This window comes from Mesorhizobium kamtschaticum (assembly GCF_056174585.1).
On sequence record NZ_CM149691.1, the window covers coordinates 2,467,712 to 2,482,649 of the forward strand.

The 14,938-nt window shown below is 63.8% G+C and carries 13 protein-coding genes; 1 reads left to right on the forward strand and 12 read right to left on the reverse strand.

All coding sequences use genetic code 11. The annotated features are described in order from the left end of the window. Positions 1 to 11: 11 nt before the first annotated feature. The 6 genes from AC0V7N_RS12175 to AC0V7N_RS12200 form a co-directional block, all read right to left on the reverse strand. Positions 12 to 1,223 (reverse strand): NAD(P)/FAD-dependent oxidoreductase, encoded by a 1,212-nt coding sequence (locus AC0V7N_RS12175; RefSeq protein ID WP_475457714.1) that lies wholly within the window; start codon positions 1,221 to 1,223, stop codon positions 12 to 14. Positions 1,224 to 1,276: 53 nt separating this feature from the next. Beyond that, entirely contained in the window at positions 1,277 to 2,341 is a 1,065-nt protein-coding gene (hemH, locus tag AC0V7N_RS12180; protein ID WP_496627861.1) for a ferrochelatase, read from the reverse strand. Between the two features lie 137 nt (positions 2,342 to 2,478). After that, positions 2,479 to 4,587: a 5'-nucleotidase C-terminal domain-containing protein gene (locus AC0V7N_RS12185; protein WP_475457716.1), complete on the reverse strand. Its 2,109-nt coding sequence runs from the start codon at positions 4,585 to 4,587 to the stop codon at positions 2,479 to 2,481. A gap of 309 nt (positions 4,588 to 4,896) precedes the next feature. Continuing rightward, on the reverse strand, positions 4,897 to 5,274 hold the full coding sequence (gene omp10, locus AC0V7N_RS12190; RefSeq protein ID WP_496627862.1) for an outer membrane lipoprotein Omp10: 378 nt from the start codon (positions 5,272 to 5,274) through the stop codon (positions 4,897 to 4,899). Between the two features lie 84 nt (positions 5,275 to 5,358). Next, positions 5,359 to 6,804, reverse strand: a complete 1,446-nt coding sequence (locus AC0V7N_RS12195) for a homospermidine synthase (RefSeq protein WP_475457720.1) — start codon at positions 6,802 to 6,804, stop codon at positions 5,359 to 5,361. A gap of 188 nt (positions 6,805 to 6,992) precedes the next feature. Beyond that, entirely contained in the window at positions 6,993 to 7,739 is a 747-nt protein-coding gene (locus AC0V7N_RS12200) for an SDR family NAD(P)-dependent oxidoreductase (protein ID WP_475457722.1), read from the reverse strand. A 107-nt stretch (positions 7,740 to 7,846) separates the two neighbouring features. Between AC0V7N_RS12200 and AC0V7N_RS12205 the strand changes: the two genes are divergently transcribed. Continuing rightward, complete coding sequence (locus tag AC0V7N_RS12205; RefSeq protein WP_475457724.1) at positions 7,847 to 8,725, forward strand: LysR family transcriptional regulator; 879 nt, start codon at positions 7,847 to 7,849, stop codon at positions 8,723 to 8,725. Positions 8,726 to 8,731: 6 nt separating this feature from the next. On the opposite strand, the gene AC0V7N_RS12210 is transcribed toward AC0V7N_RS12205, so the two are convergent. The 6 genes from AC0V7N_RS12210 to AC0V7N_RS12235 form a co-directional block, all read right to left on the reverse strand. After that, positions 8,732 to 9,658 carry a heme-dependent oxidative N-demethylase family protein gene (locus tag AC0V7N_RS12210; protein WP_475457726.1) on the reverse strand — a complete coding sequence of 309 codons (927 nt, stop codon included), beginning with the start codon at positions 9,656 to 9,658 and terminating at the stop codon, positions 8,732 to 8,734. A gap of 3 nt (positions 9,659 to 9,661) precedes the next feature. After that, on the reverse strand, positions 9,662 to 9,949 hold the full coding sequence (locus AC0V7N_RS12215) for a YciI family protein (protein ID WP_475457728.1): 288 nt from the start codon (positions 9,947 to 9,949) through the stop codon (positions 9,662 to 9,664). Positions 9,950 to 9,962: 13 nt separating this feature from the next. Continuing rightward, positions 9,963 to 10,625, reverse strand: a complete 663-nt coding sequence (locus tag AC0V7N_RS12220) for an aminotransferase class IV family protein (protein ID WP_475457731.1) — start codon at positions 10,623 to 10,625, stop codon at positions 9,963 to 9,965. Then, entirely contained in the window at positions 10,574 to 11,731 is a 1,158-nt protein-coding gene (locus AC0V7N_RS12225; protein ID WP_496628009.1) for an aminodeoxychorismate synthase component I, read from the reverse strand. The genes AC0V7N_RS12220 and AC0V7N_RS12225 overlap by 52 nt, the downstream gene beginning before the upstream one ends. Positions 11,732 to 11,914: 183 nt before the next feature. Continuing rightward, a complete protein-coding gene (locus AC0V7N_RS12230; RefSeq protein ID WP_475457733.1) occupies positions 11,915 to 12,697 on the reverse strand; it encodes a helix-hairpin-helix domain-containing protein in 783 nt (260 codons plus the stop codon). Positions 12,698 to 13,056: 359 nt separating this feature from the next. After that, complete coding sequence (locus AC0V7N_RS12235) at positions 13,057 to 14,895, reverse strand: M3 family oligoendopeptidase (protein WP_475457735.1); 1,839 nt, start codon at positions 14,893 to 14,895, stop codon at positions 13,057 to 13,059. Between the last annotated feature and the right edge of the window lie 43 nt (positions 14,896 to 14,938).

Genomic DNA, 14,938 nt, shown 5'->3' on the forward strand with positions numbered 1-14,938 from the left:
TCGGTTTGCACTCACCGGTTGAAAGCGAACAGCTCTGCATCCGTGTCGGCTATCCCTTTGATCGACGCCGAAATGATTTCGGAAGCGATGCGCGAGAAGGTGATGCCATTGCCACCGTAACCCATGACTGCATGGATGCGCGGATGCCTGGGGATGGCGCCGATATAGGGCAGGCCGGTGGTGGTTGTGCCGAAGGAGCCGGTCCAGGCGAATTCAGGCCTGACGTCGAGATCGGGGAATAACCGGCCGAGTTTTTCGGCGATGTGGGCGCTCTTGTCGGCGATCAGTTCGTCGCGCCGCGTCTCGTCGACAAAATCCTCGTCCTCGCCGCCGCAAATGACACGGCCGTCGGCCGTGGCGCGCATGTAGAGGTAGGGATCCGACGCCTCCCAGATGAACGCCGCACCCGGCCAGAGTTTTTGGGGCTGGGGGCGCGTCGCGATCGCCCAGGTCGAGATGATCTGGTGGGCGGCCGCCGGCACGATGTCGACCAATTCGTAGCCGGTGGCCAAAACGACATGTCGCGCCGCAATGGTCGGACCGTCTTTTGTGGCGACAACGACCTCGTCGGCACTGTCTTCGATCGCCGTCGCTTCGACGGGTGCGTGGAAGCGGGCCTTGCGCTCCAGTGCCTTCAGCAATAGCCCGGCCGTCAGTTTGCGGGGGTCGAGCGCGATGTTGCCGTGGCTGAGGATGGCGCCGTCCCGGTCGATGCCGTATCGCTCGGCCAGCGGGGCCGGTGTGAGATAGGTCGCCTGGATGCCAGCTTGCCGTCGCGCGTCGGCTTCCTCCCGTAGTTCCGACGGACCCAGCACCGTGCCTGCCAGATAGAGTGACTGGGTGCGATTTGGGCCGCAGTTGATGCCAAGTTCCGCGATACGGCCAGCAAGATTGGTCACGGCGAGCCGAGAGCGTCGCCAGGCCTGTTGTGCCTTGGCCTTGCCGATCATCTTCGAGAGCGTTGAAAGCGGCTGGTCGATTTCGAATTGCACCAGCGCCGTGGTCGCGGCGGTCGAGCCTTTCAGCGGCCCGCGCCGGTCGATGCAGATCACGGCATGACCGTCCGCCGTCAGCGCCTCGGCCATCATGGCGCCGCTGATGCCCATGCCGATGATCAGCACGTCGGTCTTGACGTCGCGGGTCAGCGCCGATGTCGGCACGGCAGGGGCGCGATAGGCGGACCAGACGGGCCGGCCGGTTCTGAGGTCGAGTTTGCGGGGCATCGAGTTCTCCGGAGGAACTGCTCAACGCTCCGAAGTGGCCGTTGTTCCGGGTGCTAGACCCAGCCGGACAGTTCGCGCCGCACCATTGCCTCGATCACCGCCATGCCTTCGGCGCTGTCGTTGAGGCAAGGGATGTGCGCGAAGTTTTTGCCGCCGGCGTGATGAAAAGTCTCGGCCGCTTCGCGGCCGATCTCGTCCAGCGTCTCGATGCAGTCGACCGAAAAGCCGGGATTGACGATGGCGATCGACTTCACGCCGTCCTTGCCCAGTTTCTCCACGGTCTTGTCGGTATAGGGCTGCAGCCATTCCTGCGCGCCGAAGCGCGACTGGAAGGTGATGATCAGTTTCTTGTCATCCCAACCCAGTCGGTCACGCAAGAGACGCGTCGTCTTCTGGCAGTGGCAATGATAGGGATCACCCTTCTCGAAATAGGGTTTCGGGATGCCGTGATAGGAGGTGATGACCACCTCCGGCTCGAAATCGAGTGTCGTCAGATGCTGTTCGATCGAACGCGCCAGCGCCTCGATATAGACCGGTTCGTCATAGTAAGGCGGCACGCTGCGGACGGCGGGGGCAGCGCGCATCTTCATCAAGGCGCGAAACAGCTGGTCGTTGGCGGTTGCCGTCGTGGTCGCCGAATACTGGGGATAGAGAGGGAACGAAAGAATGCGGTCGCAGCCCTGTGCGACCAGCCTCTCAGCGACACTCGCGGTCGAAGGATTGCCATAGCGCATCGCCCAATCGACGACGACATCGGGCAGGTCGCGCAACGCCTCGGCCAGCTTCTCGCCCTGAGCACGGGTGTAGGTGCGCAGCGGCGACTCGTTCTTCTCCCGGTTCCAGATCCGGGCATAGTTGGCGCCCGACTTCTTCGGCCGCGTGGTGAGCACCAGGCCGTAGAGGATCGGATACCAGATCGCCCTGTTGAGCTCGATGACACGCGGATCGGAGAGGAATTCCCGGAGATACCGCCACATCGGCTTGAAGTCGGTGCCATCAGGCGTGCCCAGATTGATCAGCATGACACCGACCTTGCCGGTCTTGACCGGCGGATGCCCGGCCGGCCGTGGGCCGAGGGCCTTCGCGGCTTTGGAATCGACAGGAGTGGAAAGCGTCATAAGGGTTCTCCGGACACGGCGCGAAACTAGCGACGGCGCGCCGGTTTTCAATGCCGCGTCTGGCCGCACCTTAGCTTGAAAACGCAAAACCCGCCCGGTTTCCCAGGCGGGCTTGTCATTGCAGAACCGAAGCGGCGTTACTTGGCCGGAATGGTCAGCGTCGCGCCAAGCTTAAGCTGGTGGGGCTTTTGGCTCTTGTTGGCGTCATAGATCTGTTTCCACTTTGTCGCGTCGCCATAGGCTTTCTTGGCCAGATCCCAATAGGTGTCACCGGCGACGATGACATGGCTGCTTTCGGCTGGCTTCGCGGGTTCCGCCGGCGCCGGCGCGGGTGCCGCTGGTGCAGGGGCAGCTTCGGCCGGTTTTGCCGGTTCGGCTGGTGCAGGTGCTGGAGCCGCGGGAGCCGGCGGGGCCGGTGGCGGAGGCGCTGCCTCCGTCGATATGGCCGGTGGTGTGTTGGCGATATCGCCTGAGTTGGCGGGCAATTCGGGCATTGTCGGAGCCGCATCCGCGGGTTTCGCCGGTTCAGCCGGCTTGGCGGCCTCGGCCGGAGCTGGCGTGGCCGGTGCGGTCTCCGCAGGCTTTGCCGGTTCGGCAGGCTTGGCCGGCTCGGCGGCGGGGGCCGCCGCGACGGTCGCGGCGATCTCGGTGATGCGGCCGTCGAGCTTGGGCGTGTAGGGCCGGTGGGCGGCGAGATAGTCGGCAACCACCTGTTCGAGGCCGGGGCCGTAGTCATAGGCGTTCTTGGCCTTTTCGGCGAAGATTTTGTAGCCGTCGCCGCCCTGGCGGACATAGTTGTTGGTGGCGACCAGATAGTCCTTGTCGGGATTGATCGGCGTCCAGGCGCCGTTCTCCATCACCTCCACCGATTTGACGCGGCCGGCATTGGGCGCGACCGACTTGTCGAAGGAATATTTGAGGCCCGCCACCTGCGGGAAGCGGCCGGCGCCGTCCTCGATCTGGCTGAGGCCGCCTTCGAGACCGGCCACCAGGTCCTTGCCGGAAATCTGGAAGGTGGCCAGCGTGTTCTGGAATGGCAGTACGGTCAGCACCTCGCCCATGGTGACGGTGCCCTTGTCGATCGAGGCGCGCAGGCCGCCGCCATTGGAAATGACGATCTCGACGCCCTGTCCCTTGACGCGGTCGAGGATGGCGTCGGAGACGAGGTTGCCCATCGCGCATTCCTTGGCGCGGCAATTCTCGCGGCTGCCGTCGATGACGTCGGTGGTCTCCGCCACTTCCTTGTTCTTCAGGGCCTCGATCGGCGCGCCGAGCTCCTTGATGCGGGCAAGTACGGCGGGATCGGGCGTGATCGACTTGTCGAGATAGATCGGGTCGCCGCTTGCCGATTTGACGACGCCATTGTCGTCGAACACGATCTTGAACTCGCCGAGATATTTTGAGTAGGAGGCCGCCTGCACGACCGGCACCTTGTAGCCGTCGGGATTGTCGACCATCGTCGGATAGGGCCCTTCCGCCTTCGGATCGGTGTTCGACAGAAGCGAGTGGCTGTGGCCGCCGACGACGACATCGATGCCCGGGATCTTGGCAATGACATCGCGCTCGCGCCGGTAGCCGATATGGGTCACGGCGATGATCTTGTTGACGCCTTGTGCCTTCAGCTTCTCGACCTCGGCGGTGATCGACTTGACGTCGTCCGCGATGGTGATGTTGGGGCCGGGGGAGGCGAGTTCGGGCGTGTCGTTGGTCACGGCACCGACGATGCCGATCTTCTGGCCACCGACCTCGACGACGATCGACGGCTTGATCTTGCCGGCTGCGCCGGACTTGTCGTTGGGCACGACATTGGCACTGACGATCGGGAACTTCGCCTTGTCGAGGAAAGGCACCAGCGCGCTCTCGCCGTCGTCGAATTCGTGGTTGCCGAGCGTCACCGCGTCGGGCTTTATCTGATTGAGGAATTCCTCTTCCACGGTGCCCTTGTAGGTGGTGTAGAACAGCGATCCCTGGAAGCTGTCGCCGGCATTGAGCAGCAGCACGTTCTGCCCTTCGAGCTTCTTGCGTTCCTTGGCGATCGCCGTGATCAGCCGGCCGGCGCCGCCGATGCATTCGCCCTTGGTCTCTTCGTCGGCCGAACAGGTCGATTCGTATTTGTTGTTGCCTTCGATGCGGCTGTGCCAATCATTGAAATGCAAAATGTTCAGTGTGTAGTCGGCAAAGGATGCGCCGGCCGACAGGCCAAGCGTCGATACGGACAGGGCGGCAATGGCGGCAAGCTTCTTCATCTTCGTCTCCCGGTAGGCTGACCAGAGGCGTTTGGCGCCTTTGCTTGACTGGGGTATAACAGCCAGCGTTTTGACCATGTTCCCATCGCGTTCCGGCTGACGCAAGTGGAAATGCCGGGGGGGCGTTTGCAAACGCAAAACCGGGGGTATTTGCAAGCGCAAAACCGGGGTATTTGCAAGAGCAAAACCCGGGGTATTTTCTGGCGAAAAACCTGGGGTATTTTGGGCGAAAAACCCGGGGTATTTGCAAATGCAAAAAAAGGACGGCGGCCACAGGGCCGCCGTCCTTTTAGCTCGGTCCGTGCTGGTTCAAGTACGACGTGTAAACACGAAGTTCTTGCCGGCCGAGTCCGTGCAGTTGAGCTGATTGATGGACACCATCAGGCAGTTGGTGTTGATCTGCGTGTGGCGGATCAACGAGGTGCCGGTGATCTCGAGCGATGTGGCGCCGGTCATGGTGTAAGTGCCCTCGGCGAACGGCTCTCCGGTCTCGGCGGAAACAGTCTTGTATTTTCCGCCGTTGAATGTCGAAAGCGCCTTGCCCGTGCCGTCGATCCACGAGCCTTCGACGCCTTTCGGCGCCGCTGCCATCGGCGGCTCATTGGGCCCGCTGGTCGTACAGGCAGCAAGCCCCGCCAACGCAACTGCTGCAACGCTCATCGAAAGAATCTTGCGCGCAATATTCATATGAAAATCCTCTCCTCAGTCCGCATGCCTTCAATCGCCCGATTTCCGGGCGATTGCAAGGCAGGGGGCGTGTTCCGCTGGGTGCTATCGGACGAGGATGTTGCGGAATTGCCACGGATCGCTGCGGTCGAGGTCCTCCGGGAACAGCCCCGGGCGTCTGTCGAGCGGCGTCCAGTCGGTGTAATGGCCTTCGACCGGTCCGAGATAGGGCGACTGCACTTCCAGGCAGCGCTTGTAGTCCATCTCGTCGGCCTCAACGATGCCGGCATCCGGATTTTCCAGGGCCCAGACCATGCCGGCCAGAACCGCGGAGGTGACCTGCATGCCGGTGGCGTTCTGATAGGGCGCCAGCTTGCGCGCCTCGGCGAGCGAGAGGTGCGAGCCGTACCAGTAGGCATTCTTGTCGTGGCCGTAGAGCAGGACGCCGAGCTCGTCGACACCGTCGACCAGCTCGTTCTCGTCGAGCACGTGGTGCACAGCTTGAGGCTTGCCGGCGGCGCCGAACATCTCGTCCAGCGACAGCATCGCGTCGTTGCAGGGATGGTAGGCATAATGGCAGGTCGGCCGGTATTGGACCTTGCCCTTCTTCGAGCGCACGGTGAAGAAATCGGCGATCGAGATCGCCTCGTTATGCGTCACCAGCAGGCCGTATTGCGGGCCCGGCGTCGGGCACCAGGAGCGCACGCGCGTGTTGGCGCCGGGCTGCTCCAGATAGATCGCGGCCTTGGAGCCGTGCTTGTGCTTCTTGGCGTTCTTCGGCATCCACTTCTCATGCGTGCCCCAGCCGAGTTCGGCCGGCTGCAGGCCCTCGGAGATGAAACCCTCGACCGACCAGGTGTTCCAGAACACATCCATCGGTTTCGGCTTCTTGGCGCGTTGGGTGTCGCGCTCGGCGATGTGAATGCCCTTGACGCCGGCCTTCTTCATCAGCTTGGCCCAGCCCTCGCGGTCTTCCTGCGCGGGCTCCGAGAACTCCAGGCCAAGATCGGTGGCGAGGTTGACCAGCGCCTGCTTGACGAACCACGAGACCATGCCGGGGTTGGCACCGCAGGTGGAGACGGCGGTGGCGCCACCCGGTCTGTCGTGCTTTTCCTTGATCAGCGCTTCGCGCAGCGCATAGTTGGTGCGGCTGGCATTGTCGGCCTTGGCGTCGAAATAGAAGCCGAGCCACGGCTCGACGACGGTGTCGATGTAGAGCACGCCGAGCTTGCGGCAGAGGCGCATCAGGTCCACGGAGCCGGTATCGACCGACAAATTGACGCAAAAGCCCTGGCCGCCGCCATTGGTCAGCAGCGGCGTCAGAAGCTTCTTGTAGTTCTTCTCGGTCACCGCTTCCTGGACGAAGGCGATGCCGCGCTCGTCGAGCAGTTTGCGGTCGGTATCGCGTGGGTCGAGGACCGTCATGCGCGACTTGTCGAACTTGAAATGGCGTTCGATGAGCGGCAGCGTTCCCCGTCCGATCGAGCCGAAGCCGATCATCACCACGGGGCCGGTGATCTCACCGTAAACGGGCCAGTTTTCATTCGCCATTTTATCGAGCACTCCTTCGGACAACGCTTCACCACGGCTGCCTAGCCGCCGCGCGACAAACCATAGATCATTGTCACAATAAAGGGAAAAGCAGCGAAAACGCTTGCGCTGCCTCCTGCCGGAGGCGCTCGTCGATGCCATCGGGAGGCCACGGCCTGCCCGATGGCGAATGTTAAGCCGGCGTTGTATCAGCGAGCGCCACCGGATGCGCTGATGCGCTCGCCGGTCAGCCAGGCCGCCTCATCCGAGGCGAGGAAGGCCACGCTCGGCGCAATGTCCTCGGGCTTGCCGAAGCGCTGACCAAGTGGGACGCCGGCAATCAGCATGTTGCCGAAATCGGTGCCAACCATGCCCTCGGTCATTTCGGTATGGGTGTAGCCGGGCGCCACGATGTTGATTCGGATATTGCGCGATCCAAGTTCCCTCGACAGGCTGAGCGTCAGCGTGTCGATCGCCGCCTTGCTCGCGGAATAGAGGCTGGTGTTTGGTACCGGGTTCCAACTGCTGATCGTGCCGATGTTCACGATGCTGCCGCCGCTCTCAGGAAAGTGTCGCATCGCCGCCTTGACGGTCAGGATGGTGCCCAGCACGTTGGTGTCGAACAACCGGCGATAGTCGGCCTCGCTCGCTTCCTCGAAGGCGCCGAAGACAGCCGTGGCGGCGTTGTTGACCAGAATGCTTGGCTTGCCGAATGCGATCCTTGCAGCCTCGAACATCTTTTCGACATCGGCGGCCTCGACCACATCACCCTGAACCGCGGTCGCCTTGCCGCCGCTGGCGACGATCTCCTTCACGGTGCGTTCGGCGGCCTCATGGCTGGTGGCGTAGTTGACGACGACGGCGGCGCCTTCCGCCGCCAGCCGCTTAGCGATGCCCGCACCGATGCCTCGCGCGGCGCCGGTGACGATGGCGACCTTGTTGTTGAGCTTGCCCATTTTGTTTCTCCGAATGGCTGGATGAATCTGACATCGGTCAATTGGTCATTCCAAAATCGTTCAGGTAGTGTGAGAATTGCCATATAACTAATTCCTGGGGAGAATAGATGGACCGGCTGGCAGCGATGAACACCTTCATACGGGTCGTCGAAACCGGTTCGTTCTCGGCCGCCGCACGGCATTTGCACGTCGGGCAGCCCGCCGTCTCGAAGGCGATCGCGCAGCTTGAGGAACGGCTCGGCGTGCGCTTGCTGTCGCGCACCACTCGAGGTTTGTCGCCGACCGAGGCTGGTTTGGGTTTCTACGAAGGCGCCAAACGCGCAGTCGACGAGGCCGACGAAGCCGAGAACGCGGCGCGGGGTGCGGCGGCGGCACTCACCGGCCTGCTGCGCATCGGCACTTCAGTGACCTTCGGTCGCCTGCATGTCGTGCCGCGGCTGAAAGCCTTTCTGGACGCTCACCCGAAGCTCGACGTCGAGGTGGCGATGGACGACAGGAATGTCGACCTCGTCGAGGAAGGGGTGGATGTCATGCTGCGTCTGGGTGAAAGCTTCGCCGCCGCCCATATCGGGCGCAAGATCGCCAGCTGTCGTCGTCTCGTGGTGGTGGCACCCTCCTACCTCGCGCGCGCGGGCGAACCCATGGCACCGGATGAGCTGTCGCGGCACGAGGCGATCCTTTTCGTCCAGGCAGGCGTTTCCAATCGCTGGACGTTCCAAAGAGGCGCCGAAGAGGTTTCGCTTGCCGGTCAGGGGCGGCTGCGCGTGACGTCGGCCGAAGGGGTACGTGAGGCAGTCCTTGCCGGCATCGGCTTCACGGTCGGCTCCGAATGGATGTTCGACCGGGAACTGCGCAGCGGCGCTGTGCGGCCGATCCTGGTCGACTGGGCGCTGCCGCCTGTTGAACTGTGGGCGCTGTTTCCGGCCGGACGCAAGGCTAGCGCCAGGGCAAGGGCATTCGTCGATTTCCTGGCGGGCAGCCTGTAGCGTGGCTCAGCGCGTCATCGTGTTCAAAAGTTCGATCAGCCGGTCGCGGTCTGATGTCAGGCCCTTATAGTCGAGCTGGTCGAGATCGAGCGCTTCCAATTGAGCGGCAAAGGACGGCGCGAGTGTCCCCCGGTCGGGGTGTCGCGCCAGCACGGCGAGCGGGTCGAGATGGATGCGGATGGTGAACAGGATGTCGCGTGAGGACGGCAGCTTGCGCAGCGTCTGACGCTCGACGCGGATGAAGGCGTGCGCCTTGACGTCACCGTCGGGGAAGCGTGTCGGCCGATTGGAGGCGCGGTCGATGCGCTCGACATTGGACAGCGGATGGTAGAGCGCATTGTCGGCCTGGATCGACCAGTTGAAGCGTTCGACCGCCTGGCCCTGCAAGCCGTCGAACATGCGGTTGATCAATGCGGCAGGGCGCGTGCCCGGGCCGAAGCCCGGCACGGGCTCGTGGATCTGCTGCAGCGGCTTGCCGAATTTTTCGGTGAGCGACCAGGATGAGGGAAAGCACAACGAACCCGCCGCGAGCCGCCAGCCGCTGTCGTCGCGGCGCATCAGGATCAGGTCTTCCTGGACCAGCAGCGAGGCAGCGACCAGCGGCGCGTCGGCAAGGCCCGAAGGCAAAGCCGGGTGGTTCGCGGCGCCCACGACCTCGACGCCCGCATCGGTGTGGCGATGGGTGTGCGGAAATGTCTCCGGCAAATATGCGCCGAGCAATTCGAACACTTCCCGTTGGGCGTCCTGCGTCCCGTCCTCCTCGACGAAGACCCGTTCGGGCATTTCGGCATAAAGCCGGCGCTTCTCGGCGAGATAGGGCAGAAGATGGCTATCGACCTCGATCCAGCTTGCGGGGTCGAGCGGCTTCAGGCCGATGTTGAACAGCTTCGACGAGCCATCATAGGGGGTGTGGGTGGGCAGGGCCTCGACCAAAGCTCATGCTTCCTTGAAAGCGTCGAGACCGGCGGCAGTCATCCTGGCCAGAAATTCGGTGACATCGTAGTCCGCGACGCCTGCCTTGGCGAAGGGGTCGGCAGCCAGCCTGGCGTCGAGGATTTCGCGCGGGCATTGCGCGATGATGATGCCGCCGGTGCGCGGTTTCTTCGGCCCGGAGGCAATGAAGACACCCTCCGCATAGCAGGCCTTCAGCCATTCGATATGCGCCGCCTGCAAGCCGTCGATCTCGGTCAGAGGCACCTTGTAGTTCAGCGAAACGACGAACATGGCATTCTCCTGGTCACACCAGCCTTGCGGGAATCAGGCCGCGCAGCGAATTGCCGACAAGGAGTGCCTTGGCCGACTTCAGATCATCGTAGGTGTAGATCGCTTCCTCCGCCCGGCCTTCATCCAGAAGCTCGGCGCGCAATACGCCAGGCAGCAAGCCACAATCGAGCCGCGGCGTTGCCAACACGCCGTCGCCGAAATCGGCGAAGACATTGGTGATGGTGCCTTCGCAGATTTCGCCGCGCTCATTGGCCAGGATCACCTCGTCGGCCTGGGTGACGAGATATTCGGAGCGGGCATGGGTGTAGAGCTGGCGCCGGCTGGTCTTGTGGCGCAGCAGCGTGTTGCCGGAATCGAGCCGCGTCCGCGCCAGCCGCAGCACCCAGACCTTGTCGGCAGCGAGCGGTTCATAGGGTTGTGCCGAGGCGGTGGCTTCGCCGTTGCGCGCCAGAGCGAGCCGCGTGCGCATGGCGGTTCGGGAGCCGTCGATCGCCTTGCCCAGCACGGCGCCGATCTTTTGCGGATCGCAGGCGAAGCCGAGTTCCGCCGCCGAGCCATAGAGGCGCGCAAGGTGGCGATCGAAGCGCAGGAAGCCCGTCTCGGGCTGCCAGCGCATGGTCTCGATCAGCTCGAAATCGGCGGCGTCCCCGTCGCGAAGCGGGCTTTGAGCAGACACTCCTGATACTCCTCCTCAGGCGTCGAATCGAAGACGATGCCGCCGCCGACATTGTAGACGGCCTCGCCACTGGCAAAGAGCGAGATGGTGCGGATCGCCACGGAAAAACGCATCGTGCCGCCAGGTGCAATCCAGCCGATGGCGCCGCAATAGACATCGCGTGGCGTGCCCTCCAGATCGTGCAGGATCTCCATGGCTCGGATTTTTGGCGCGCCGGTGATCGAGCCACAGGGAAAGAGTGCTGCAAAGATCTGGCGGATCGAGAGCCCCGGCAGCAGCTTCGCCCTGACGTCGCTCACCATCTGGTGGACGGTCGGGTAGCTCTCGATGCGGAACAGTTCCGGCACCTCCAAGGTGCCGACCTCGCTGATCAGCGAGATGTCGTTGCGCAAGAGGTCGACGATCATCCGGTTCTCGGCCTGGTTCTTTTCGTCATTGCGCAGGAAGGTCTTCTGCCGCTCGTCCTCGGCTTTGGTCGCGCCGCGCGGTGCCGTGCCTTTCATCGGATGGGTCTCGATCATCCCCGCGGCATCGATCTCGAAGAACAGTTCGGGCGAGCGCGACAGCACGATCGGGTCACCCAGCGCCACCAGCGCGCCATACTTCACCGGCTGGCGTTCGGTCAGCGCATCGAAGGCGGCAAGCGGGTCGCCCGACCATTGCGCCTGCACCGGAAAGGTCAGATTGCCCTGGTAGCAATCGCCTTGCCTGATGTGCTGGTGCAGCCGCGAGAAGCGTTTCCCGTAATCCTCGAACGACCAGACAGCCCTTGCATCGAAGATCGGGCCGTTCGGGGTTGCTGCATTGCGCGGCGGCACCGCTTCTTCGGCCGGAGCGTCGAAGACACCGAGGCAGACCAGCGGCGCGCGACGTCCCTTCGGCAGCAAGGGAACAAGCTTCGGTTCGAGCAGGTAACCAGCCTCATAGGAGAAATAGCCGGCCAGCCATTTGCCGGCATCATGGGCGGCCTGTGCTGCTTGCAACGCCGCCGGGAAGTCCTTTGCCTCATGCGCCACGATGATGTCGGCCGGCCGGTCGAAAACGAGCTGGCGCGCGCTTTCGTCGTTGCGGAAAATGGCGGCGGGCAGGGACATGGGGACCGGGATCGATGAAGCCGTTGACCGCTCTATATGGGGGGCCGCCCGCGCGCAATCGAGGGAGCGGCACCTTGCCCCTCAAAGCCGACCTTTTGGGTCGGCCTCTGTGACGACCTGTGGGCGGACCTTGCCGGCAAAACAAACCGGCGGCACCATGGCGCCGCCGGTCGTAAATTGTCCTGCCTCTGCCGCTCAGGTGTTGCTGGCGGTTCCGGCTGTCGGAAACTGCTTGGCGAACTCCGCCTCGTTGCCGGCGGCGAGCAGCTTGGCCTGCTCGATCCAGCGTTCGCGCGCGATGCGGCCATCGAAGTTCATCACATCCTCGATCCGCTTGATGTCGGCGGCGGTCCAGGCAGCGATCTGGGCGAAGCTGGTAACGCCTTGCGCCTTGAGCAGCTTCTCGTTGACCGGGCCAATGCCGATCAGTCGGCGCAGATTGTCTGATTTGGCCGCCGCTGGCTTGGCTGCTGCCGGTGCAGCCGTCTTCGCGGCGGCTGCCTTGGGCGCGGGCGAACTCTTTGCCGCCGAAGCCGTGGAAGCTGCGGGTTTGCTCGCGGCGGGTTTGGCGGCCGCTGGCTTCGGTGCTGCCGACTTGGCGGTGGTGGCCTTCGCCGGCGCGGCCTTCGCGGCTGGTTTGGCAGGCGCTGGCTTGGCTGCCGCCGGAGCGGACTTGGCCGCGGCCGGCGGCGTCGACAACAGGGCTGCCGGCGGCTGACTGGCAGCCTTTGCTCCACCAGCACCCGTGGATGCCTGCGCGTCGCGCAGCTGGCGCTCGAGGTCGGCGCGGGTCTTGCCGCATGCGTTGAGTTCGCCGGTCAGGCGGTCGCTGTCGGCGCGCAGCCGGTCGCGCTCGCTGCGGGTGCGGTCGAGGTCGCCACGCAGACTGTCGAGCTCACCACGCAGGCGACCCCAGATGAACCAGCCAACCAACACGCCTACCAGGAACGCCAGGACCACGTAGAAAAAAGTGCCCATTGTCTCTCTCCAGTCAGATCCGTCTGCCGTGGGTCATGACCTTCGGCGATGGACTACTCGATGATGGTTCCGCGGGTTCGCAGAACAGCCGGCCTCGGTTCGAGCGGTCGGCAATCGGCTTTGCTTGCCCATGGCCAACGGCCGTTGTCGCGTTCGCCTGAGCGTCACGTCCGGCTGAGATTTTCCCTCGCCGATCCGCATGCGCTCCGGCTGAGCTTGCAGCGAAGGCTATCATAGAGCTTGCGGAAAGCTACGGGAAAACGTCCGTCGAGAGTTCTTCAAGAACAAATATTTAGCGCAGGAATAGTGCGATCCAAACATGCATTCCGGCTAAACTGTTTTTCGCAGGCGGAGAGGTCTCAACCGTCGAGCGTTTCCAGTTCGTCGATCAGGCCGCTGATGACACCGAGCCCGATCTGCCAGAAGGCGGGGTCGGTGGCGTCGAGGCCGAAGGGCGCCAGAAGCTGCGAATGATGCTTGGTGCCGCCGGCGCGCAGCATCTCGAAATACTTGTCCTGAAAACCGCGCTCGGCGTTCTGGTAGACGGCGTAGAGCGAGTTCACGAGGCAGTCGCCGAAAGCATAGGCATAGACATAGAAGGGCGAGTGGATGAAGTGCGGGATGTAGGTCCAGAACACCTCATAGCCGTCGCGCAGTTTGATCGCGGGACCGAGGCTTTCGGCCTGCACTTCCAGCCAGAACTGGCCGAGCCTGTCGGAGGTGAGTTCGCCGTTGCGGCGCTCGGCATGCACCTTGCGCTCGAATTCGTAGAAGGCGATCTGGCGGACCACCGTGTTGATCATGTCCTCGACCTTCTGGGCGAGCATGGCCTTGCGCTCACGCCTGTCGGTGGTCTGCTCCAGCAGCGAGCGGAAGGTCAGCATCTCGCCGAAGACGGAGGCCGTCTCGGCCAGCGTCAGCGGCGTCGAGGCCATCAGCGCGCCCTGGCCGGCGGCCAGCACCTGGTGCACGCCGTGGCCGAGTTCATGCGCGAGCGTCATCACGTCGCGCGGCTTGCCCATGTAGTTGAGCAGCACGTAGGGGTGGGCCGAGGGCACAGTCGGATGGGCAAAGGCGCCTGGCGACTTGCCCGGGCGCACCGGCGCGTCGATCCAGTTGCGGTCGAAGAAGGCGCGGGCGATCTCGGCCATCTCGGGCGAGAAGCGCTGATAGGCGGACAGCACGGTGTTCCTGGCTTCGTCCCAGCCGATCACCGCCTGCGGTGTCTCCGGCAGCGGCGCGTTGCGGTCCCAGTGGTTCATCACGTCCATGCCGAGCCAGCGCGCCTTCATGGCGTAGTAGCGGTGCGACAGGCGCGGATAGGCCTCGCGCACGGCGGTGGCGAGCGCATCGACCACGCCGCGTTCGACACGGTTGGCGAGATGGCGTGAATCGGCGATATCCTCGAAGCCACGCCAGCGGTCGGATATTTCCTTGTCCTTGGCCAGCGTGTTGGTGATCAGCGTGAAGGTGCGCAAATTCTTGCGGAAGGTCGCGGCCAGCGCCTCGGAGGCGCGGCGCCGCACCTCGCCGTCGGCATCCTGCAGACGATTGAGCGCCGGCTCCAGCGTCAGTTCCTCGCCCTCGACGTCGAAGCGGAGGTCGGTCATCGTCTCGTCGAACAGGCGGTTCCAGGCACCGCGTCCGGTAATCGACTTCTCATGGAAAAGCTGCTCGACGCGATCCTCGAGCTGGTAGGGCTTGTCCATTCTGAGGTCGAGCACCCAGGGCCGGTAGTGGCCGAAAGCGGAGTCGCTGGCCAGTGCGCTTTCGATCGCGGCGTCCTCGATCAGGTTCAGTTCGAGCGCGAAAAACAGGAGATGCGCGCTGGCGTCGGTCATCTTCTCCTGGATGTCGCCATAGAGCTTGGCGCGCTGCGGATCGGCGGTGTTGCCGGCGTAGACCAGGCCGGCATAGGAGACGATGCGGCCGATCAGTTCCTCGAGAGCCTCGTAGGCGACCAGCGCCTCGCCAAGCCTGCCGGTGCTGCCGCGCCCGGCCTCGGCGGCGAGCGTGCCCTTCCAGCGGCTCTCGAAGGCGATCGCGTCGGCGGCGGCCCTGGCGATGTCACGCTTCAGTTCCGGGGCTTCCATGCCGGCATAGAGGTCGGCAAGGTTCCATTCCGGCAGATCGCCAAGCTCGGCCGCGCCCTGACCGGACGCTGGTGCCGCAAGCCGCCGACCAAACATCATGCGCATCGACAATACCTTTTTTGCATCAAGGAGAGAGAATTCAAGGGGG

What these genes read in the sequence shown, in the direction of transcription:
- AC0V7N_RS12215 (WP_475457728.1), bottom strand. Translation starts at nt 9,949, where the DNA reads ATGTTCGTCGTTTCGCTGAACTACAAGGTGCCTCTGACCGAGATCGAC.
- hemH (WP_496627861.1), bottom strand. Translation starts at nt 2,341, where the DNA reads ATGACGCTTTCCACTCCTGTCGATTCCAAAGCCGCGAAGGCCCTCGGC.
- AC0V7N_RS12195 (WP_475457720.1), bottom strand. Translation starts at nt 6,804, where the DNA reads ATGGCGAATGAAAACTGGCCCGTTTACGGTGAGATCACCGGCCCCGTG.
- AC0V7N_RS12205 (WP_475457724.1), top strand. Translation starts at nt 7,847, where the DNA reads ATGGACCGGCTGGCAGCGATGAACACCTTCATACGGGTCGTCGAAACC.
- omp10 (WP_496627862.1), bottom strand. Translation starts at nt 5,274, where the DNA reads ATGAATATTGCGCGCAAGATTCTTTCGATGAGCGTTGCAGCAGTTGCG.
- AC0V7N_RS12200 (WP_475457722.1), bottom strand. Translation starts at nt 7,739, where the DNA reads ATGGGCAAGCTCAACAACAAGGTCGCCATCGTCACCGGCGCCGCGCGA.
- AC0V7N_RS12185 (WP_475457716.1), bottom strand. Translation starts at nt 4,587, where the DNA reads ATGAAGAAGCTTGCCGCCATTGCCGCCCTGTCCGTATCGACGCTTGGC.
- AC0V7N_RS12235 (WP_475457735.1), bottom strand. Translation starts at nt 14,895, where the DNA reads ATGCGCATGATGTTTGGTCGGCGGCTTGCGGCACCAGCGTCCGGTCAG.
- AC0V7N_RS12230 (WP_475457733.1), bottom strand. Translation starts at nt 12,697, where the DNA reads ATGGGCACTTTTTTCTACGTGGTCCTGGCGTTCCTGGTAGGCGTGTTG.
- AC0V7N_RS12175 (WP_475457714.1), bottom strand. Translation starts at nt 1,223, where the DNA reads ATGCCCCGCAAACTCGACCTCAGAACCGGCCGGCCCGTCTGGTCCGCC.